Source organism: Roseibium denhamense (genome assembly GCF_009711415.1).
Classification (GTDB): Bacteria; Pseudomonadota; Alphaproteobacteria; order Rhizobiales; family Stappiaceae; genus Roseibium; species Roseibium denhamense.
The window spans coordinates 1-21,006 of record NZ_SMLZ01000104.1; the positions used below are offsets into that span (position 1 = coordinate 1).

The 21,006-nt window shown below is 55.8% G+C and carries 19 protein-coding genes; 14 read left to right on the forward strand and 5 right to left on the reverse strand.

The features are described from left to right. The 4 genes from E1180_RS08725 to E1180_RS08740 form a co-directional block, all read left to right on the forward strand. Positions 1–570 (forward strand): flagellin (locus E1180_RS08725; protein WP_280115234.1); only part of this gene is annotated, 570 nt, incomplete at its 5' end. Positions 571–859: 289 nt separating this feature from the next. After that, complete coding sequence (locus E1180_RS08730) at positions 860–2,359, forward strand: flagellin N-terminal helical domain-containing protein (RefSeq protein WP_155190801.1); 1,500 nt, start codon at positions 860–862, stop codon at positions 2,357–2,359. Between the two features lie 90 nt (positions 2,360–2,449). Continuing rightward, complete coding sequence (gene flbT / locus E1180_RS22415) at positions 2,450–2,947, forward strand: flagellar biosynthesis repressor FlbT (protein ID WP_155190802.1); 498 nt, start codon at positions 2,450–2,452, stop codon at positions 2,945–2,947. Beyond that, on the forward strand, positions 2,892–3,236 hold the full coding sequence (locus tag E1180_RS08740) for a flagellar biosynthesis regulator FlaF (protein WP_244314016.1): 345 nt from the start codon (positions 2,892–2,894) through the stop codon (positions 3,234–3,236). The genes flbT and E1180_RS08740 overlap by 56 nt, the downstream gene beginning before the upstream one ends. Positions 3,237–3,343: 107 nt before the next feature. Here the strand turns inward: E1180_RS08740 and E1180_RS08745 are convergent, their stop codons facing one another. From E1180_RS08745 to E1180_RS08755, 3 genes are all read right to left on the reverse strand, one after another. Then, complete coding sequence (locus E1180_RS08745) at positions 3,344–4,876, reverse strand: flagellar protein (protein ID WP_155190804.1); 1,533 nt, start codon at positions 4,874–4,876, stop codon at positions 3,344–3,346. 8 nt (positions 4,877–4,884) lie between these two features. Continuing rightward, positions 4,885–6,741 carry a flagellar hook-associated protein FlgK gene (flgK, locus tag E1180_RS08750; RefSeq protein WP_155190805.1) on the reverse strand — a complete coding sequence of 619 codons (1,857 nt, stop codon included), beginning with the start codon at positions 6,739–6,741 and terminating at the stop codon, positions 4,885–4,887. A gap of 68 nt (positions 6,742–6,809) precedes the next feature. Beyond that, the gene (locus E1180_RS08755; RefSeq protein WP_155190806.1) at positions 6,810–8,189 is read right to left on the reverse strand and encodes a flagellar hook protein FlgE; all 1,380 of its coding nucleotides are present in this window, start codon (positions 8,187–8,189) and stop codon (positions 6,810–6,812) included. 313 nt (positions 8,190–8,502) lie between these two features. Here E1180_RS08755 and E1180_RS08760 point away from each other — a divergent pair, with 313 nt between their 5' ends. From E1180_RS08760 to E1180_RS08805, 10 genes are all read left to right on the forward strand, one after another. Beyond that, positions 8,503–9,348, forward strand: coding sequence for an AAA family ATPase (locus tag E1180_RS08760; protein ID WP_155190807.1), 846 nt, complete (start codon positions 8,503–8,505; stop codon positions 9,346–9,348). A gap of 26 nt (positions 9,349–9,374) precedes the next feature. Beyond that, entirely contained in the window at positions 9,375–9,917 is a 543-nt protein-coding gene (locus E1180_RS08765; RefSeq protein ID WP_155190808.1) for a hypothetical protein, read from the forward strand. 26 nt (positions 9,918–9,943) lie between these two features. Continuing rightward, positions 9,944–10,456, forward strand: coding sequence for a SixA phosphatase family protein (locus E1180_RS08770; RefSeq protein ID WP_155190809.1), 513 nt, complete (start codon positions 9,944–9,946; stop codon positions 10,454–10,456). A gap of 95 nt (positions 10,457–10,551) precedes the next feature. Then, positions 10,552–12,045 (forward strand): YcjX family GTP-binding protein, encoded by a 1,494-nt coding sequence (locus E1180_RS08775; RefSeq protein ID WP_283404363.1) that lies wholly within the window; start codon positions 10,552–10,554, stop codon positions 12,043–12,045. Beyond that, entirely contained in the window at positions 12,042–13,082 is a 1,041-nt protein-coding gene (locus E1180_RS08780) for a YcjF family protein (protein WP_155190810.1), read from the forward strand. Before E1180_RS08775 ends, E1180_RS08780 begins: the two co-directional genes overlap by 4 nt. A gap of 194 nt (positions 13,083–13,276) precedes the next feature. Beyond that, on the forward strand, positions 13,277–15,622 hold the full coding sequence (locus E1180_RS08785; protein ID WP_155190811.1) for a beta strand repeat-containing protein: 2,346 nt from the start codon (positions 13,277–13,279) through the stop codon (positions 15,620–15,622). Positions 15,623–15,827: 205 nt separating this feature from the next. Next, a complete protein-coding gene (locus tag E1180_RS08790) occupies positions 15,828–16,319 on the forward strand; it encodes a peptidase associated/transthyretin-like domain-containing protein (RefSeq protein ID WP_155190812.1) in 492 nt (163 codons plus the stop codon). Between the two features lie 59 nt (positions 16,320–16,378). Then, positions 16,379–16,960, forward strand: coding sequence for a ferric reductase-like transmembrane domain-containing protein (locus E1180_RS08795; protein WP_244314014.1), 582 nt, complete (start codon positions 16,379–16,381; stop codon positions 16,958–16,960). A gap of 59 nt (positions 16,961–17,019) precedes the next feature. Then, positions 17,020–18,195, forward strand: a complete 1,176-nt coding sequence (locus E1180_RS08800; protein ID WP_155190814.1) for a vWA domain-containing protein — start codon at positions 17,020–17,022, stop codon at positions 18,193–18,195. A gap of 56 nt (positions 18,196–18,251) precedes the next feature. Then, positions 18,252–19,382: a class I SAM-dependent methyltransferase gene (locus E1180_RS08805; RefSeq protein WP_155190815.1), complete on the forward strand. Its 1,131-nt coding sequence runs from the start codon at positions 18,252–18,254 to the stop codon at positions 19,380–19,382. Positions 19,383–19,514: 132 nt separating this feature from the next. Here E1180_RS08805 and E1180_RS08810 read toward each other — a convergent pair whose 3' ends face one another. Continuing rightward, positions 19,515–19,943 carry a universal stress protein gene (locus tag E1180_RS08810; protein ID WP_155190816.1) on the reverse strand — a complete coding sequence of 143 codons (429 nt, stop codon included), beginning with the start codon at positions 19,941–19,943 and terminating at the stop codon, positions 19,515–19,517. Between the two features lie 189 nt (positions 19,944–20,132). After that, complete coding sequence (locus tag E1180_RS08815; RefSeq protein WP_155190817.1) at positions 20,133–20,912, reverse strand: AraC family transcriptional regulator; 780 nt, start codon at positions 20,910–20,912, stop codon at positions 20,133–20,135. Positions 20,913–21,006: the final 94 nt, after the last annotated feature.

The window sequence follows — 21,006 nt, forward strand, 5'->3', positions numbered from 1 at the left end:
ACCGCATCCTTCGCGGTAGGTGATACACTCTCCTTGACAGACGGCAACGGCTTCGAGCTCGGCTCTCTGGAAATCGAAGATGACACTACAGTCGACGATCTGGAAACTTTCCTCAATGATTTTGATGGAGTTGATGCGGACTTTGACACCACCAGCGGTCGGATCAACATCGAGTCCGAAGTCACACTGTCCCTGACAAGTGATGGCGCTGACTTTGCCACAAATGACTTTACCGCCAACTCAACCGGCGTGTCCTTGACGGCTCTGAGTGACTCTGGATTTGCTTCAGATACGGACATCAACCGGGTTATCACTCGGCTCAATTCGGCCTTGAGCAACCTGCGGTCTCAGGCCTCCGAGTTTGGTACCAACCTGTCAACGGTCGAGATCCGGCAGGACTTTACACGGTCCACCATCAACACACTTCAGGAAGGTGCTGGTCTCCTGACCTTGGCGGATACCAACGAAGAAGGTGCAAACCTTTTGGCGCTCCAGACCAGGCAGCAGTTGGCTTCAACGTCACTTTCATTCGCTTCCCAGGCCGACCAGACCGTCCTGTCCCTGTTCTAAAAAGGCAGAGAATCACAAGGCCTTACGACTCATATTTCGAAGCGCAAAAACGGCGGGTCAACGACCCGCCGTTTTTCATTTGCGTTCACTACTGAAAAATCATCAAATTTTTTACTCAAATAAATCAGACACTTAAAAGAAACCTTTTGGTAACTTTTATTTACATCGCGTTAATCCGTGCACCAAGGATTAACTTTCCGTTTAGGTTTTAAGCGTGGTCAGTGCTTCATCTTCAAACTGGTGAGCAGATGCCATGGCGAGTACTGAACAGGAAAAGCGGTGAAGTCAGATGCCTGATATTGTTCTTTCCGGCGCGGTCCGGGACAACCTACTGTCCCTCAAAAACACGGCTGACCTTACATCAGTCACACAGAACCGGCTTGCAACTGGCCTTAAGGTCAATTCTGCACTGGACAACCCCAATTCGTTTTTTACCGCGCAGAGCCTCAATGATCGTGCAGGCGACCTGTCGAACCTTCTCGACAATATGGGGCAGGCGGTCCAAACACTTCGGGCGGCGGACGACGGTATCACATCGATCACCCGGCTGGTTGAATCCGCAAAGGCGATCGCCAACCAGGCGCTGCAGACATCAAGCGAATACGAACGGCGGCAGTTTGCCATTCAGTACAATGAACTCCTCACGCAGATTGAGGACATGGCCAAGGACGCTGGCTATAAAGGCAAAAACTTGCTGGCCGGGGCAGGCAATGAGCTTGAGGTCATTTTTAATGAAGACAGCACATCCAATCTGACGGTTGATCCTGTCGACTATACGGACACCACCCTGGCAACGGGTCTGAACCTTTCTGATTTGGCGACCGGCGGCAGCGCCACCAACGGCTTTGATCTATTCTCCGGGTCAGGAGCTTTGACTCTCACAAACCTGCAGGCTTCCTCCAATCTGACGGACTTGGCAGGCTGGGTAACCGGCGACCGCGTCCTGATCGCCGATGGTTCGAGCACTGCCGTGCTCACAATTGGAACGGATATCACGACAGTTCAGGATTACATTGATGCGCTTGATGACCTGAGCGGTGTTGAAGCAAGTTTCAACGAGACGACCGATGAAATCGAACTGAAAACCGGTCTGAACAGCAACATAACAATCACAAAAGATACAAACAGTGGTGCCGGCAGCAGCTCGGCGACAGATGGCGGCGCCTCCGCCGGTACGACGACGATTACCGCAGGATCAATGTCTGCGACGAACACACTGGTTTTGTCAGGCGCCTTTCAGGCTGGCGACACGATCACGATCACTGACGGCAACGACTTCGAGCCTGCATCCCTTGAAATTGATGAGGAGACAACTGTTTCTGATCTCGTGAGTTTCATGAATAACGTCAAAGGCTTGTCAGCTACCTTTTCAGCCGGCAGCGTCAGTTTGATTGGTGAAGTCTCCTTCAATGTCAGCAGTGACAACGCGGACTTCAACCGAATGCGCCTTGGCTCGGGAGTTGGAACAGTCAGCCTGTCGGCCCTGGCATCGGATTTTAAAACCGACACTGATATTGACCGAACGTTGCAAGCGATCAATGCCGCCCTGGATGAACTGAGGACATCAGCCCGTTCGCTTGGTACAGCTTTGTCGACCGTTGAAATACGAACTGATTTCACTCAGAATCTGATCAACACGCTCGAAATCGGCGCGGGTGACTTGATTATTGCTGATATGAACGAAGAGGGTGCGAATATGCTGGCCCTGCAAACACGGCAGCAGCTGTCATCAACCGCACTATCGCTCGCCAACCAGGCAGACCAGAGCGTTTTGAGCCTGTTCGGGTAAGCGCCGCGGACGTAGTCGTTAAGGTATTCGCAGCGCGCGTTAACTAATTCGTTAACGTTTCGCTGCGATACTAGTAAGTGGAGGTCAAGAATGGCGCTCAAGGTCGAGCTGAAACCAGGCGAACGCATTATCATAGGCGATAGTGTAATCACCAATGACAATCAGCGTACCCGTCTTTTCATCGAAGGCCAGGCTCCCATTCTTCGGGAAAAGGACATTCTGACACCTGCCACAGCGGATACACCGGCAAAACGGGTCTATCTCGCCGTTCAGTTGATGTATTTGTCTACGGACATGGAGAAGATTCAGGAAGACTACTTCACCCTCGTCAACGACATAATAAGGGCTGCGCCGAGCACGGTTCCCTACGTTACCAGAATTAGTAACGCCATCCTAACCGGCGCCTTTTACAAAGCACTCAAAGAAGCACGCAAGCTCATCGAGTATGAAGGGAAGCTGATCGGTCATGTACAAACAGGCAGCGCAGGCTTACCAGAAAACGAGCCAGACGGCACCGGTATCGCCGCGGGAACTGGAAGCGAATCTGCTGATGAAAGCCGCAGCCCGGCTTCAGTTGATCAAGGATGAATGGGACAATCTGACCCTTGAAGAACGCGACGAGGCACTGGTTTACAATCGTAAACTCTGGACAGTTCTTGTGACGTCGGCGACCAGCGCCGAGAGCGAATTGCCACAGCAAATCAAGAATAATGTTGGGTCCCTCGGTGTATTCGTCATGAAGCAGACGATGGATATCATCATCACTGCCGATCCCAAGAAGCTCGACACGCTTATCAGCATCAATCGCAGTATTGCGGAAGGCTTGAGGGCAGTTCCGGACCCGATCGAACAACCTGAAGCCGCCCAAGCAGGTTGAAACGAATAAAGCCGGCGCGTTTTGCAGCCGGCTTTTTTGTGTCTGCAGTTGCATCTGGCCTGCAGAGTTCCCTCTAGCCGGTCGCACCGTGGTACGAACTTACAAAATCATAGATAGTCGGACAGGGTTAGGTTGAACACAATCGACGTGGCTCTGTAAGAGATCTCAATATTGTTTTGCAACTTCAAGATTTCCGCTGCCACAAGATCCTGATCGATGCCCTCGATCTCTCCGATTGTTTTCTCATAGGTGTTCTTGATTTGCGTATGCCGCGTATCTGTTTGCGAGACGGTCCGGCTGGTGATCGCAATATCGGTCGCAATGTCAGTCACACCCGACTGATCGACACCTTCAGGCTGAAGTATTTGCCGCAAGTTTGTTGACAGCTGATTGTAGTACAACTCATCTGTCGCCGTTCCCCCCGAGAAGTCGGCCGCGACGAATGTCGCAAGCGCTTTGACGACGTCGGTGATGCCCTGCTCATTTGCACGCACGCCGTAACTGACGGTCAAGTTGCTATCGATGACGGCGTTCTTGTCTGTTCTAGGGTCGGTCGTTGCGTCATTGCGGCCGGTGTACCAGCTTAAAGTGGTCCCTCCCCCTGCTGTCAGGGCTGTTGCGGTATCGTAGGGTGGCCCGTCAATGCGTTGGGGTTCTGCGCCGCCAAACGTATCAAAAAAGTTGTCTGCGGCCCACTCATCGGAAATAGCCTTGAGGGTGGTCTGCGCCTCCTCTTCAAGTTTCGAGGCAATCAGATCTCTCAGGTTTTGTGCCGTCTCTTCCAAGTCGGCACCAATAATGAAGGTATCTTCCTCTTCATTGTTGGTTGCGGCAGTCAGCGTAAAGCTGATCGTTTCCGTGTGATCCGGCGGCAGCGTAAGTTCGATTTCGATTGTTTCCCCAAGATTGGGCTGCCCCGTAAACTGAACATCGAAAGTATCTGGATCTGTCCCGGTTCCGGCAGGTCCGGTCAGATTTACATTCGTCAGATTCGACGTTACGGATGCGATATCGAAACCGAAGTCATGCGTGCCATCTTCGGACACCGTAAATGTGGAATCGACCGGCCCGGGAGTCGTCGTTAGGGCAGAGACATCCATACGCCCATTATTGTTGGCTCCGAGATTGGCCTGTGAAAACTCGGACATGTAGGTGGCCAGGCCATCAGACGTGCCGTCACCATTTATAATCTGGTCAATCGTCGCAACGGGATCGTTTATGGCATCGGTACCACCGAAGACATAATAGCCCGCCATCTCAGTGTTCAAAACATTGAGCGCTTCATTCAGGAGAAGCTCGGCCCTGGATTGCGTCTGGGTCTGGCCATCGCTTTGGATGACAAAGTCATTTGTGTCCAAAGCGGATTTACCGTCCTGCCGGATCCCCTCAAGACGCTCCAGGCCCAGGTTGAGCGTTTCAAGGTGCAAGTTGGTAACAGTGATTGTCTGCTGGTAAGTCTCAATCAGCGACACCTCCTGGGTCAGCTGTATGTCGAGCAGCCTCCTGTCCCCAATCTCGCCATAGGTGGTTCCAACCTTGCCGCTCGCGAGCTGATTGGTTTTCTCGGCCAGCAGGTCCGACATGTCACTAAGCTGACGGGTCAGATAAGACCGGGATGTGGTGATTGAAGAGACCGTCATGATACACCTTACACGATATTCAAGAGGCGATCGAAGAGATCGTTGATGGTTTGCATGACGCGCGCGTTGGCCGCATACGCGTTTTCAAGCTGAACCAGAAAGGCGAGTTCGGCGTCCAAATCCACCGAGTAGCTTTCTTCGTACCGGACTGCGAGGTTGAGCGTCAGCGTTTCCTTAGCCTCGAAGTAAGTCTTGGCGTCCGCCGCCTGATTGCCCTGAAAGGCAACAGTCTGATTGATGTAATCAATCACGCTGCCTTCAAAGGGGGTCGATGCGCTGCCAATCCCGGATGATGGATCAAAGTGCGATGTGCCGGATGTAAAGGCGTTGAGAAGGTACTCGGGCCGGGCCGGATCGTTGGATGAATTAGCGGTCGGCGTCGTCTCGTAGTTCACCAGAAGAGCGCTATCGGCAAGAAGTGCCGGATTGACCGTAATCCCCATGGCGTAACCAACGCGTTGGCCACCGTCTTCGAGAGCATCCGAGAACACCTCGGTACCGTTGCGGGAATCCACAAAGATCGGCAAGCCCAGGCCTTGATCAGAGCTGCCGGTCGGTGTGATTTCTGCAGACAAGCTCTCCACGGTCGTCGGCGCGGTGTTGTCGCCAAGAACACGAAGATTGTCCGCACCATCGTTGCTGACAAGCAATCCGGTACCCGCCAGTGCGGCCGTAATGTTGGTGATATAGGTTGCCGGTAAACCGCTTGAGATATCAAAGCCCAGAACCGTGTCGTCCGTACGTGCGGTCGCGGTGTTGTCGAGCGGCAGCAAGGTAGGGTCGTCAACGGCCACCAGAGTGACCGTTTGCGGATTGCCGCCGGTATCGGTGTACTCGAGCGTGATGCTGTTGCCCGGTTGCAGCGCCGAAACATCAAGATCGAAACCATCGTCCAGACCAACGGTCACGGCGGTACTTTCAACTGTGACATTGGAGAAGGCCAGCGACAACTCGGCAGCAATGGTGTCAAGTTGCTGTTGGGCCTCGACCAAGACCTCGTCGCGTATCTCCTGCAACGCAAGCATTGACCCTGAATCGGTTGCGTCCAAGAGATCGAAAGACGTGCCGCCCGGAGTTGTCGCGATGACCGAGTTCCCGGTCTCACCCGCTGCAAATGCATGTGTTGCATCAAAGCTGACAGTAGACGCTTGATTGTTCGCGTAAAGCTCGACGCCTTTGCTCGTTCTGATGGTGAGCGTGTTGTCGTCGCTCTCAATCGAGGTTTCGATATCAAGATACCCGGACAGTTGCTCGACAATCCGGTCGCGCTGGTCCTCCATCTCCGCCGTCGATACGCCGGAAATCGTTGCCTCGCGGATGGCATCATCGATGTCACTGACCTCTTGTAGCAGCCCGTTTACGGTCTCCGCCTGCTGCCCAAGCAGATCGTCAGCCTCGCGCCTCAGATCATAAATGCGTTCGTAGGATGAGTTGATTTCCCGCGCAAAGGCCTCGGCCGTGGACACAACGTCCAGTTGGGCGGCATAGTTTCCCGGGTTGTTCACAAGGCCGGACAGGGCCGCAGTCATCTTGCTCGCCATGGAGGCCAGACCAGAGTCGTCGCCAATGGTTCCGAAAATATCGTCCAAGCGATCGGTGAAATTCGCGACCTGGTTTGCGTAATTCGTATCAGACAGCGAAGCGAAGTAATCTTCCTGGATCTGGGTGTCCAGCACCCTGCGGATCTCATTGGAAACAACACCGGCAACATTGCCCTGGCCATCAAAATAGGCTTTGGCGGACACCGTTTTGGTGGAATAGCCAGCAGTATCGGCGTTAGCAATATTGGCAGCCGTAACGTCCATCTGACGCTGGTTATAGGTAATCCCGAAAACGGCTGTATTCAGTGCGCTGGTCAAACCCATCGGGCTGTTTCCTTCAAATCACGCGGGGTACGCGGGCCGGCGGTGATCTACCGCCGGCCCAAAGGCCGTTACCGGACCATGTTCAGGGCGTCATCGAGCATCTCATCGGCGGACGTTACGATCCGTGAGTTTGCCGAATAGGCCTGCTGGGTAATGATGAGTTTGGCGAACTCATCCGCGATGTCAGCGTTAGACAGCTCCATCGCATTTGCGATGATCGTTCCGCCGCCGCTCAGATCCGGCTCGCCAGAGGTCGATGTTGCAGCAAAAGCAGCCCCGTCAACGCGGCGCAGGTTCTGCTCGGCTTCGAAGGTTGCAATCGGCAATTCATAAACAGCGCGGGTCTGGCTGTTTGAATAGCTTGCAATCACCCGGCCTGCAGAGTCGACCGAGATCCCCTCAAGCTCACCAGCCGCGTAGCCGTTCTGGCTGATGGACAGGGAGTTCGTGGTGCTGGAATTTGTTGCCTGCTGGGTCAGCGATGATGTGCCGAAGTTGATCTCGATGTTGGCTGCGTCAACGCCATTCACAGCAATACTCGCAACCGTAAAGGAAGTCGTGCCATTTACGGTGTTGCCGTCAGCCGCAGCGTCGGTTGGAACGGCCAGAGCCTGCACATCACCGGAGGCGTCGAATGTCACCTCACCAATCAGCTTGTAGGCGTCGGTCGCATCTCCATCGCTGGCGTAGTAGAGGTTCCAAGTGTTGGCAGCTGTTTTGGCCCAGCGCATTTCCACATTGATGGACGAACCGTTCTCATCATAGATCGTTGTAGAACCACCGATGATGGACGAATTCAAAAAGTCCGTCTCATCGCCGCTGAGAATGTGCTCATCCGCGGCAATTGTGCCAGAGGTGTTCAAGAGATCACTGTTGGCCGTGTTTGGATCATAGTCAGACGTTTCCGGCACGGGCGGCAAGTTGGCCTGATACGTGATGGCCGAACTTGGCTGAGCTGCCAGAGGCTCACTGCTGATTTGAACGACTGTAGGTTCGGATCCGACAGGGTTGCCGGTTGTCTCATCAAGCTCAAAGCCCTGCAGATAATAGCCGGAGCTGTTTACGAAATAGCCTTCGCGGTCGACCTCAAAATCGCCGGCACGGGTGTAGTAGGTCGAATCGGCAAAGGTTGTCTGTCCATCAACAATATCAGCAGCCTCGGTCACCACGAAGTAACCTTCGCCGTTGATGGCAATGTATGTATCAACATCACTTGACGCGATATCACCCTGCAACGTGTTCGTCGCACGCGAAGTTGCATAGGTTGTTCCGGACACCTGAGACGCCTGAATAGAGCCGCCGCCCGACACAAGATCGGCAAAGGTCGTATCCAGCCGCTTGTATCCAGTGGTCTGAGAGTTGGCGACGTTACCTGATATGTTCTCAAGCGCGGTTGACTGGGCCGTCAAACCGGAAACTGCAGCATTAATAGCCCCATAAATACCCATGTTTCGTCCTCTTGATTGAATTGGGCACAAGTTACGCAAGGCACACGCCCGGCTTTGGGCCTCACTTCGCAAAGTGCGTGCCAATTCTCAAAAAGGAAAATTTCATTATATTTTTCAAATACCTATTTGGATTCAAAGCTGTGCACCATCGGCCGACGCCAGGGCTACACCTGCCTTAAGCGGGAAATTTCTTCCCTCTGAACCGGCAAGAGTCTCCCCATGCAGAGCATTTCCTACGGGCGGTCAGCTCGCAGGCTTGCGCTTGAGACGGTCTGCTGCCACTTTTGCGCTGCGATAAACCGGGAAGGCAAAAATGCGTTTTGAAGGCACCAAAGACTATATTGCAACGGAAGACCTGCGGGTTGCGGTCAATGCAGCCGTGGCCCTGGAGCGTCCGCTTCTGGTCAAGGGTGAACCGGGAACGGGCAAAACGGTTCTTGCCGAGGAAATTGCCTCTGCGCTCAATGCCCCGCTCATAGAATGGCATGTCAAATCCACAACCAAGGCCCAACAGGGACTTTATGAGTATGATGCGGTATCCCGTCTTCGGGACAGTCAGCTCGGCGACGAGCGGGTCCATGACATCAAGAACTACATCCGCAGGGGCAAACTCTGGGAAGCATTTGTCGCCCCGGAACGCCCTGTTCTCTTGATCGATGAAATTGACAAGGCCGATATCGAATTTCCAAACGACCTGCTCCTGGAACTCGATCGCATGGAGTTTCATGTCTATGAGACCGGGGAGACTGTCCGGGCTCATCAAAGGCCAGTTGTCATCATCACGTCCAACAACGAAAAAGATCTTCCGGACGCGTTCCTGCGTCGGTGTTTCTTCCATTTCATCAAGTTTCCCGACCCGGAAACGATGGCTGAGATTGTCGAGGTCCATTTCCCCGGCATCAAGAACCGCCTCCTGTCGGAAGCACTGCGGCTGTTCTATGATGTGCGGGACGTGCCGGGGCTGAAAAAGAAGCCGTCGACATCCGAACTGATCGATTGGATCAAACTTTTGCTGAACGAAGACATTGACCCGGAAACCCTTCGTCAACAAGACAGCAGCAAACTGATCCCGCCGTTGCATGGAGCCCTGTTGAAGAACGAACAGGATGTGCACCTTTTCGAGCGCCTGGCGTTCATGGCGCGCCGCGAACGCTCTTGAAACCCCTCACCGGGAGACACCAAGGGATGAGCTTGAGTAAATCATCTGCCAGTTTCCTTTTCTGGTGCCTTCTGGTCATTGCCCTTCCCTTGTCCCCGGCATCCGCGCAGCTGGCGCCAGAACAGGATGCGGGGTGGCAAAGCGATATTGAAGGCCTGCGTCATTTCAGCGGCCTACGCTGCCCAGACGTGATCGGAGCCTTCTTCAGGATCAAGGTTCTGGAAGGTGACAACGTCGCGCTGGCAGGATGCATCTATACCGGCCGGGATGGCATGACGGCGGTTCTGAGAAAGCACCTGCAGGGCACGGGCCGCCAGGAGGCCTTGCGGTATTCACGGAACTACAAGTCAGCCGGATTTGACCCGATCAGCCTGACGGGCGCAGCTGCATCCGGGATCTCATTCAAGACCCGTGCATGGACGCCAACGACCCTCATCGAGACCCTTTGGTATTTTGATGGCGCGAAGGCGGATTTCACACTTTGGCTGACATATACCCTGCCGACCCAGGAGATTGATGTCGGCCCTGCCGTATCCTCCTTCACCAGCGCCCTCGCCCGCCAGAACTAGGCCGGCCATTACGGGAACAAAACACAATGCGGCTCATGCTGTTGCGCCATGCAAAGTCCGATTGGGGAGATCCGTCCCTTGACGATATCGACCGTCCCTTGAACCCCCGCGGCAAAGCGGCCGCAGCATCCATGGGCCGCTACATCAAGGAAAAGCGTCTGTTTCCAGATGTCATCCTGTGCTCAACCAGCCAGCGGACGCGCGAAACACTGTCCCGCTTACTGCCGCATTTACCGCAGAAAACAACAATCCAGCTGCTGCCGGATCTCTACACATCAAGCGAAGGCGACTATCTGAGCCTTATCAAGAGCCATGGCGGAAGCGCTGCGGCGCTGATGGTGATCGGCCACAATCCCGCAACAGAGCAAACCGCGCTCGACCTCTCTGCGACCGGCGCGGATGATGCCATGGCGGACATGCGCGAGAAGTATCCAACTGCCGCTCTTGCGATTGTCGACTTCAAAGGATCGGATTGGGCGGAACTTCAGGCGGACACGGGCCACCTGGAGAGGTTCGTCAAGTCGCGTGACCTTGCATAACCGCGCTTGCACGCAAGACAATTGAAGAGTGCCCCACCGCTTCCGATTTGCACTTCCGCTTCCGCGGTCCTACATCGGAGCGTCTGGAGGCGCATGTGACGACTTTGACATCCCTGACTGATGAAGCCCGATTGGTCATATCAAATCTGGCCGATACCGCAAGCGATCTGGCCGTACCGAGCGTGCGTCTTGGGATCACGGGCCTGGCGCGGGCCGGCAAGACCGTGTTCTTGTCGGCACTGGTGCACAATCTGATCCATGGCGGGCGTTTGCCGGTCTTCAGCGCAGCAGCAGGACACCGCATGACCGGCGCGCGTTTGCAGCCGCAGCCCGATGATGCCGTTCCGCGCTTTGATTACGAGGCCCATGTTTGCGCCCTGGTAAAGGATCGGATCTGGCCGGAGTCGACGCGGCAGGTTTCGGAACTCCGCCTGACAATAGCTTATGAAAGTGCCTCCTACTTTTACCGGAAGCTCGGCCCCGGGAAACTGCATGTGGACCTGATCGACTATCCGGGCGAGTGGCTTCTGGACCTGCCATTGCTTGGCAAGGACTACGCGACCTTTTGCGCGGATGCTCTGTCGAGAGCAAGGGCGCCAGGCAGAGCGGACATCGCATCTGATTTTCTCGCGCAAATGGCGGAGGTTCGACCGGATGCGGAAGAAGATGAAGCAACGGCGCAATCCCTGAGCCGGACCTTCAAGACCTATCTGGCGGCCTGCCGGGCAGATGCGCATGCACTGTCCATGTTGCCGCCCGGACGCTTCTTGATGCCCGGCGATCTCGATGGCTCGCCAGCCCTCACCTTCGCGCCGCTGGATATAGCCCACGACGCTCCCCCGGCCCGTGCCGGGACACTGCGCGCGATGATGGAACGGCGTTATGAAGCCTACAAGACCCACATTGTGCGGCCGTTCTTCCGGGATCATTTTGCCCGCCTGGACCGCCAGGTTGTCTTGGTGGATGTCCTTCATGCCCTGAATGCCGGGCCCGATGCTCTAAAGGATCTGGAAGTTGCCTTGAGCGAAGTGCTTGGCGCATTCCGGCCAGGAAAACGCAGCTGGCTGGCGTCTGTTTTATCGCGCCGGATCGACCGGATTTTGTTTGCAGCCACCAAGGCGGACCATGTGCACCGGTCGGATCATGACCGGCTTGAAGCCATCTTGAAACGGCTTGTAGCCCGCGCCGCGGACCGCGCACGTTTCAAGGGCGCCGAAGTCGACGTTCTTGCGCTGGCCGCTGTGCGGGCAACGCGCGAGGCAACCGTCAAACACGGAGGAACGGAACTGCCGGCCATTCTTGGAACACCGCTTCCAGGAGAACGCGTGAACGGGGAAAGTTATGACGGTGAAACGGAAATCGCCATGTTTCCTGGTGACTTGCCCGAAGATACTGATCCGCTTTTTGCAAAAGCTGACCCAAGAAATGAGGCAGCTCATGCCCGTTATGAAGACGCACAAAACAGTCTTCAATTTTTAAGGTTCCGCCCACCGCAATTGGACACGACCGCTGAGGGGCTGGAACTCTCGCTTCCCCATATCCGGCTGGATCGGGCAATGGAGTTCTTGATCGGAGACCGGCTGGCATGAGTGAACAATTCCCACCGAGAAAGCCGGCAGCCTTCCGTTTGGACCAGACCAAGGTCCGCATGACGGATGATCTGGACGAAGAACCATCGGCCAACGAAACCCTTGTCCATCAGGACCCGGCCCTGGACGACGAGCCCCGCTTGCCGCGTGAAGCCAGTATGCCGCCAAAGCGTACAAGCTTTGGCAAATGGTTTCTCATTGGCTTGTCCGGCCTTGCCTCACTAGCTCTTGGCCTCGCGGTTGACAGCCTGATCCGCGACCTGTTCGCGCGGACCGACTGGCTTGGCTGGCTTGGTGTTGTCCTGGCGGCTGTCGCCGCAGCCGGTCTGGTCGGCCTGGCCGTTCGCGAACTTGGCGGCCTGATGCGGCTTGGCCGGATCGATGACCTGCGCACCCGTCTCGCGGAAGCGGCTGATACAGACGATGCAACGGCGGCAACATCTGCCCTCAACGATCTCTTGAAGCTCTACAAGGACCATCCGCAAACGGCACAGGGCCGCAAGCTCCTGCGCGGGCATATGCGCGAAGTGATTGACGGGCGGGATCTGGTCCGGCTTGCGGAGCGGGACCTGCTGGCACCGCTTGACCGTGAGGCCCGGCAGATCGTTCTCAACAGCGCCAAACGTGTTTCCCTCGTGACAGCGGTCAGTCCGCGCGCGCTGGTGGACCTTGCCATGGTGCTGTTCGAGAACCTACGCATAATCCGGCGGCTATCGGTGTTGTATGGCGGCCGTCCAGGCAGCCTTGGCTTCCTGCGTCTTGCCAAACACGTACTAGCCCATCTGGCCGTTACAGGCGGACTGGCAGCTGGCGACAGTTTTGCGTCTGATGTCCTTGGACACGGTCTGGCCGCCCGCCTGTCCGCACGCCTCGGTGAAGGCGTGATCAACGGACTTCTGACGGCCAGGATCGGCATAGCGGCCATCGCGGTCTGCCGCCCTGCACCCTTTATCGAGACAAACGGACCACGGGTGAAGGATTTCATGGGGGAGTTGATGTCATCCACCCCGGCAGATGATAAGCCTGCAAATAAATAAACGGCCGGTTTTCAGCGCTTTATATCTGAGGTTTATATTCAGAAGCATTTTTTGATTTGCCATTACGAGACGGCTTTCTTAAGCGTGTTTAACTTTTCCGTTGCGAAAATCAGTAGTTCCGTCCGCTCAAGAAGGCTAAAAAAGTGCCCGAACGCCAGTCTCGAAAAAATTTGCCGTTTCTCTTGTCAGTACAAATGCGTCCGGCACACAGGTCCACGCATCTCCTTTCGGCACTAACTGCGGCGGCGATTGTTACACATGCCTCGGCCGCCTCTGCGGATACGGCGATCACGACCTTCGGCACGGACCTGACCACTGCGGGCGAAACCGGTACCGTCGCCGCAGGCGAAACACTGTCGGGGGTCGATGACGACGGCGTTTTCATGGGCGCGGACAACCAGACCGTCATCAACAACGGAACCATCAACCTGCAGACAACCGGTGTCACCAGCTACGGCGGGGTCGGTACTTTGTCCGATAACAGTACCGTCGAAAACAACGGAACCATCACCACCAGTGGCGAAGAGGCCTTCGGTATTGTCGGCGGCGGCGACAATTTCATCGTCACCAATTCCGGCACGATCTCGACGACCGGGGAAGAGGGTTTCGGTATTTTCGCACTGGGTGACGGCAACACGCTCATTAATACGGGCTCGATCATCACCACCGGAGAGGAAAGCCGGGCATTTTTCAGCTTCGGTGATGCCGACCAAATCAGCAACACCGGGACAATTTCGACCAGCGGTGAGGATGCACAGGGCATATTCAGCACAGGCGACAATGCGATCATCGAGAACTCGGGCAGCATCACCACACAGGGCGAGGACAGCTTTGGGATATTTTCTGCCGGAGACAGCAGCACGATAACGAACACAAACAGCATCACGACCAATGGTATCGATGCGATTGCCATTTTTTCGGTCGGCGACGCCAGTAACGTCACCAATTCGGGAACGCTGACGACGAGTGGCGACGGATCTCACGGTATTTCAGTTGAAGGCTCCGGCAGCACGGTGACTCAGAGCGGCACGATCACAACGAGTGGCCCAAACGCGCATGGTATTGAGTCGGATCAGGACGGGATCACCATCGTCAATTCCGGAAAGATTAACGTGACAGGCGACAACTCCGATGGGATTGACGTGGATGGTATCGGAACGGTCGTGATCAATTCCGGAACGATCACGTCCCTGGATGCTGATGGAAACGGTATCGACGTGAACGGCGCGAATGCGCTGGTCACCAATTCGGGAACGATTTCCGTCAGCGGACCGGACGGTGTGGGCATCGACATCACCGGCAATGATGCGGTTATTGTTAATTCGGGAACCGTCCTGAGCACCAGCGGCCCGTCAATCAACCTGAATGGCTCCAACATGAGCGTCACTTTGACTGAAGGGAGTGTTTTGCAGGGGTTGATCAACTTCACGGACCCCAGCACGGCAAGTTTCAGTTACGATACGGGCCGGACCGGTATTTTTTCCTTTGGCAGTTTGCCCGGCACCGTTAGCACCAACGGTCTTTCGTCCTGGACGTCCGGCAACACACTGACAATTGTCGACCCGGATGATTTCAAACAACAGTCACTCGCTCCAATTGTCACGGAAACGACCAGAACCTCCGCAGACCTGATTGATCAACGGCTCGATACCGCGCACACGGCAGGCTTCGATGCAACGGCGACGTACAGCGGAACCCTGGACACAATCTCACCGGTTACGGGGCTTACCTTCTGGGGCGACAGTTACGGCGGTGTCGTCTCCAGGTCTGGAGAAGATGGGTTCGACCATGTCTATGGCGGCATTATCGGCGGTGTGGAAACCGTGTTGCCAACCACATGGACCGCAGGGCTTGTCGCCGGTTCTTGGCTCGGCTCGACCGAGACCGATGATGATGTGACATCTGCGACCCAGTACAGTTTTTACGGGGGTGGATATGTTGGCAAGAGCTGGCAGGACATGTTCGCCAATTTGTCGGTAACGGGCGGGTACGTCGCCAGTGATGAAGACATCACGATCTTGAACAATTCGGTCTCAGGTGGTCTTCAAACCCTCTCAATGACGACAGATCATCTTTTTGTGGCCCCCTCTGCCCGCCTTGGCAGCACCATCGCCACTGTTGGCGGCATCCTGACACCGTCCTTACGGGCACGATACGTGGGCTTGTGGCAGCTTGGAACGGCCGAAGAGAGTGTCACACGATATGAGAGCGACGGCCGCTCCCTCCATGTTCTTGAGCTGGGAGGTCAGGCCAAATTTGCCTTTGCTCCGGTAGAGCATGAGTCTGGCGCGCTTACCGTCTCTCTTCTGGCCGGCGCTGATGGCGTCTTCACCTTGTCCGATACAGCCGATGCCAGCGTCAATGGAACCAACATCAACCTGTCCCTGGACGAAGACACACTGGTCCGCGGATTTGCCGGTGCGGAGGCCGCCTGGGATCTGAATAACGGGGCACGCTTTGTTGCCGGCGTACAAGGCGGTTATGACAGCGCGGAGACCTTCTCCGGGACCGTCAGGCTTGGGTTTAAAACCCGCTTTTGAACGAAAAGCGACCTTTGACATCCACGGCAGCTCCCTTTCCCGATCAATGGTTCGCCGCGGTTCCAGGAATGCTGAAGGACGCGCATTTCGCTCACGAAACCGTGAAATCCTAAACCTCCAATCCGGTTCGCCGTGCCTCGGAATTGCCGTTTGCGGTTCTATATTGACGGGTGGACGCAATCGGAACTGTTTAGGAGCTTGATTGATGACATCACGCTTGCTTTCCAGGCGCACTATTCTATCCGCCGGGGCCGCATCCCTGATGATACCCGTGACCGCTGGATTAACCGTTCCAGCCCAAGCCAAGGGGCTGGCGCCAACGCCAACCATGCGCGGCGGGGCCAACAATTACCGCCCAGGCGCGCCAATAGTCGACCGGATCGGCGGCGGCGGCTTCTGGATGACCGGCACCGTCCGGCGCGCGGGAGACGGTGCCCCACTGGCAGGGCAACGGATCCAGATCTGGGCTCACACGACGGAGGGCCATGAGCGTGATCCAGAAAGCCACGGCGCAACCCTGACCGATGCAAATGGCGAGTTCAGGCTGGAAATGCCGCAAATTGTGCCTGCTTTTGGCCAGCCGCACGGGCATCTTGCTTATGACAGCGGTGATTTCGAGACCGTGTTTCTGCGCCCGATCATGAAGAGCGCCAAGGACAAAACCCTCGCTGCCCATTTCGTGCTGCAGCCGGCTTGACCGGGATAGAGCACGGCAAAAGACCTGCAATCAGGGCGTTCCTTATCTGGACCGCCCTTTTGCTTGTGATCACGGTCCCGCTTGCCGCAGCAGCCTTCAGTCCGCTGCTTGCCTGGCGGCAGCCGGTTTACATCGTGGCCGGGTTCGCCGGCATCGTCGCGTTTGCCCTGCTTCTGGTCCAGCCCCTTCTGATCGGCGGATATCTGCCCGGAGCAACGCACGTTAGGGCAAGACGCATTCACTGGGCCGTAGGCATTTTGCTTGTGCTCGCCGTTCTCGCCCATGTAGGCGGTCTTTGGATCACCAGCCCGCCTGACGTTATCGACGCGCTGCTGCTTCGCTCCCCAACCCCGTTTTCGGTCTGGGGCGTTCTGGCCATGTGGGCTGTTTTTGTCACTGCGCTGCTTGGCATCTTCCGGAAGAAACTCAAAATCCGCCCGCGGTCCTGGCGCCTTGCCCATATTGCACTGGCGCTTTTAATCGTCTTGGGGACGGTGATCCATGCGCTTTTGATCGAGGGCACCATGGAGACCATGAGCAAAGCCGTTTTATGCTTGCTCGCCATTGCCGCGACACTCAAGATCGCGGTCGACTTCCGCATCTGGCCGCTGCGCCAAGCCGGAAAACCAAAGAGGTCATAGGCACTCTTTTTCAAGTCGTCTGTCTCGACACCGGGGCCACCGGCAACTAATCTCCGGGAATGTTCATTTCCTTTTTCGCAGAACTCAAGTCCGCCGGAATCCCGGTCTCGCTGCGCGAGTATCTGACGCTCATGGAAGCGCTGGACAAAGATCTGGCGGACAAAAGCGTTGAGGATTTCTACTACCTTTCCCGTCTGACGCTCGTCAAAGACGAGAGCAATCTGGACAAGTTCGACCGGGTCTTCGGCCATGTGTTCAAGGGACTGGATCTCTTGAGCGAAGTCGAAACCACCGAAATCCCGGAAGAGTGGCTGCGCAAACTGGCTGAAAAGCATCTGAGTGAAGAAGAAAAGGCGCAGATTGAAGCGCTTGGCGGCTTCGAAAAACTAATGGAAACGCTTCGCGAACGCCTGAAAGAGCAGGAAAAACGGCACCAAGGCGGCAACAAATGGATTGGAACCGCTGGCACCTCGCCTTTCGGCGCTTATGGATACAATCCCGAAGGCGTGCGGATCGGCCAGCATGAAAGCCGTCACCGGCGTGCCGTCAAGGTTTGGGACAAACGCGATTTCAAGGATCTGGACGACACCCAGCTGTTGGGGACGCGGAACATCCAAGTCGCTTTGAAACGTCTGCGCAACTTTGCGCGCACGGGCGCAGCCGAAGAACTGGACCTTGATACCACCATCCGGGCGACCGCGCACAAGGGCCTTTTGGACATCAAGATGCGGCCGGAGCGGCACAACGCCGTCAAAGTCTTGCTCTTCTTCGACATTGGCGGCTCCATGGATGACCATATCCGCGTTTGCGAGGAATTGTTCTCGGCCGCACGATCAGAGTTCAAGGTTATGGAGCATTTCTATTTCCATAACTGCCTTTACGAGTATGTCTGGAAGGAAAACCACAGGCGGCATACGGAACGCATTCCCACGATGGATGTGCTTCACAAATACCCGGCCGACTACAAGGTTATCTTCATCGGCGATGCCTCAATGAGCCCTTACGAAATCGCTTATCCAGGCGGATCGGTTGAGCACTGGAACGAAGAAGCAGGGTCGGTCTGGATGCAGCGGATCACGCATCTCTACCGGAGCGCTGTATGGCTGAACCCGGTCCGGGAGGCACATTGGGGCTACACCCATTCAATCCAGATGCTTCAGGAAATCATGGAACAGCGCATGTTTCCAATGACTGTTGAGGGATTGACGGAGGCCATGAAGGAACTCGCCCGCTGACACGTTCCCATCAACTTTCGTAAACCACATCAATTCAGGGTCAGGAGAACATCAACATGACTGCTGACACCTCAAAGCCGGATACGCCGGTTGCGCGCAGTTCCACCCGAGGAATGATCGGGCAAGGCTTCTACAACGCCCACTCCAGACCACAGCTGGAAGCCAGTCTCGCCGTCCTGCCTTTCCTTGACAGGGCAATCGAAGACCTTCGCGGCCAGGCGCGATCCGATACGGTCACGCTCGCGGATTTCGGCTGTTCGGAGGGCCGGAATTCGATCCTGATCATGCATCATGCCATTCAGAAGCTGCAGGGCGGTCACACCGGCGCCGTGCATACAGTCCATAGCGATCTACCGACAAACGACTTTACGGAGCTGTTGCGCGGCTTGCGGCCCAATGGCGTGAGTGTTTTCGGCGAGGCCAATGTCTATTCATCGATTGTAGGCGGATCGATGTATGACCAGCTGCTGCCGCCGGACAGCGTTGATCTGGCAATGACATTCAATGCCATCGCCTTCTTCTCAAAACGCCCCTGCCCTGACCTTCCAGGATACATCCTGCCCAACGGGCCCAGCAGGATCAGGAAGAATGGAATCGTCACGGCGGAGGAACGGGCAAAATTTGCCAAACAGGCCGATCTTGACCTCACCGATTTCCTGTTGGCCCGCGCCGATGAGTTGCGCGGCGGTGGCCATGTTCTGGTTCAGGTGTTCGGTGTTCGCGACGGCGCCGCAACGACCGACGGGCTCTATGACCTGTTAAACGATGCCGTTTGCCACTTTGTGGAGACGGGATACATCTCGGCGGACACCTACCGCCGCTATTACCAACCCATCTATTTGCGCAATGAAGAAGAGCTGGTCAGCCCGGTGATTTCTGGAGGCAATCCGGCGTCAAAGCTTTTTGAGCTTGTTGAATCCACCAGTTATGAAGTCGCGATAGATTTCGTGACTGAGTATCAAAGAAGCGGAGACGTTCAGGCTTATGCAAAGGCTTATGTGGCGTTTTTCAGGGCGTTTACCGAGGCTGTGCTGCGGGCAGCCCTGCCTGCGGACGGGAACAGGGAACAGCTGATCAAGGATATTTACAAGAAGGCGGAACATCTCTTGATGATCCGTCCAGAACTGTACCCGCCCCGCTATCTTGCCGTGGCCATGCTTTTGAAACGCAAGCCGAAAACCAGCTAGCCCACTCCATACTCAATCAATTTTGGGCGGTAAATCGTTTCCGGTTTACCGCCCGCTGATCTGGTCACCTGAGTCTGAAGTTCAAATCTTGTCCCGGCATGCTGTGAACGAACCTCAGATTCACAAAGGTGACTAGCTTCCGCGTAGAACCATGACGGAACACGGCGCATGGCGAACGATATGAGCTGCGTTTGAGCCGATAAAATAGGTCGAAAGCCCGGGCCGGTGGGATGTCATCAGGATCAGGTCGCAAGATGCCTTGTCCGCTTCCTCAATGACCTCGTGATAGACAGACCCCATCCGGACGTAGCAATCCACAGTGCCCCCCGGGACATCCAGCTTTCCTCCGATAGCCTCCAGGACCTTGGCCGTTTCCTTCAGTTCGCGATCCTGAAAGCCTTCCGGAAGTTGGCTTGCGACGAAGCTCTGCACTTCAGGGCAAACCGCCAGAAGATGGATCTTAGCACCGTAGTCCCGGGCAAGCTGGGACGCTTTTTCAAGCGCATCGGACGCGAATTCCGGCTCGGCCGGATCCACAGGCAACAGGATTTTCTTGAACATGACCGATCTCCCCAAGTGATAGCTGTCACCACTTTTTACTGCTCATAAAAAAACGGCCATGAGCCAGATCAATCGGGATCACCTCGATCAACGGGCAATAAATCGGAAGCGATTAACCGACCGAAGCTGATCGATCGCGGGGTAGCCGGGCATTTTCAGACGTTTCTGACAGGATGCCCGATACCCTGGCTAGAAATACCGGCCTGGCGTAACCCCGAAAGCCTTCTTGAAAGCTGCAACAAATGCGCTTGGCCCTTCATAACCGAGCTTGTCGGACACGTTGGAAACGCTTCTGCCCGCAGCCAACAGCTCCAGCGCACGGAACAGTTTCACCTGCCGGCACCATGTCCGATAGGACAATCCGGTTTCCGCCTTCATCCTGCGTTCGAACGACCGGACCGAAGTCGCGCATCTTTGAGCGGCATCCGGCAAGGATGGAATATGAGCCGGACACCGGACAATCCCCTCGCACAGGCTCCGCAGCCGTGCCTCCTGGGGCATTGGCAGCTGCAGGGGTGCTGCAGGTAGCATCTTCAACTGATCCAAAATGACCGACGCGATCCGGGCGGCCGGTCCCGTTTCGGTTTCTGCCCGCGGATAGGACATGAATTCCAGGATCAAGGCACGCAAAAGCGTTGTAACCTGAATAACCTGAGGTGTTTGCGGCAGGTCCTGCGCAAAGTCATATTGCACGTAGATGAACCTGATTTCAGTGTCTGACAAATAGCGGGTTTCATGCGCAACGCGCGGCGGCAGCCAGACCGCGCGTTCCGGCGGGGCAAAAAAGGTTCCGGCTTCCGTTTCAATCGCCAAGGAGCCTTTCACAACGTGGAAGAGCTGCGCGGTGTCATGGGAATGCCAGCCATTTTGCCCGACGCCAGCCGGTTGGCTTTTGGCGTAGCCAATGATCGGGCTTTTCAGGGCTTTCCTCGGAAATTCCGAGAGCTCCGGATGAACGGTAAGTGACAAGGTTCTGGACCTTTTGGTTCAATTTGGCGTTTCAGAGACATATCATGACAAAACAGCGCTAACGCGCAAGCCCAAATCGGGAGTAGAAGCAATC

Bases quoted from the DNA above. Each gene is read 5' to 3' on its own strand.
- E1180_RS08730 (WP_155190801.1), top strand. From the start codon at position 860: ATGCCTGATATTGTTCTTTCCGGCGCGGTCCGGGACAACCTACTGTCC.
- flbT (WP_155190802.1), top strand. From the start codon at position 2,450: ATGGCGCTCAAGGTCGAGCTGAAACCAGGCGAACGCATTATCATAGGC.
- E1180_RS08745 (WP_155190804.1), bottom strand. From the start codon at position 4,876: ATGACGGTCTCTTCAATCACCACATCCCGGTCTTATCTGACCCGTCAG.
- flgK (WP_155190805.1), bottom strand. From the start codon at position 6,741: ATGGGTTTGACCAGCGCACTGAATACAGCCGTTTTCGGGATTACCTAT.
- E1180_RS08755 (WP_155190806.1), bottom strand. From the start codon at position 8,189: ATGGGTATTTATGGGGCTATTAATGCTGCAGTTTCCGGTTTGACGGCC.
- E1180_RS08760 (WP_155190807.1), top strand. From the start codon at position 8,503: ATGCGTTTTGAAGGCACCAAAGACTATATTGCAACGGAAGACCTGCGG.
- E1180_RS08765 (WP_155190808.1), top strand. From the start codon at position 9,375: ATGAGCTTGAGTAAATCATCTGCCAGTTTCCTTTTCTGGTGCCTTCTG.
- E1180_RS08770 (WP_155190809.1), top strand. From the start codon at position 9,944: ATGCGGCTCATGCTGTTGCGCCATGCAAAGTCCGATTGGGGAGATCCG.
- E1180_RS08780 (WP_155190810.1), top strand. From the start codon at position 12,042: ATGAGTGAACAATTCCCACCGAGAAAGCCGGCAGCCTTCCGTTTGGAC.
- E1180_RS08785 (WP_155190811.1), top strand. From the start codon at position 13,277: ATGCGTCCGGCACACAGGTCCACGCATCTCCTTTCGGCACTAACTGCG.
- E1180_RS08790 (WP_155190812.1), top strand. From the start codon at position 15,828: ATGACATCACGCTTGCTTTCCAGGCGCACTATTCTATCCGCCGGGGCC.
- E1180_RS08800 (WP_155190814.1), top strand. From the start codon at position 17,020: ATGTTCATTTCCTTTTTCGCAGAACTCAAGTCCGCCGGAATCCCGGTC.
- E1180_RS08805 (WP_155190815.1), top strand. From the start codon at position 18,252: ATGACTGCTGACACCTCAAAGCCGGATACGCCGGTTGCGCGCAGTTCC.
- E1180_RS08810 (WP_155190816.1), bottom strand. From the start codon at position 19,943: ATGTTCAAGAAAATCCTGTTGCCTGTGGATCCGGCCGAGCCGGAATTC.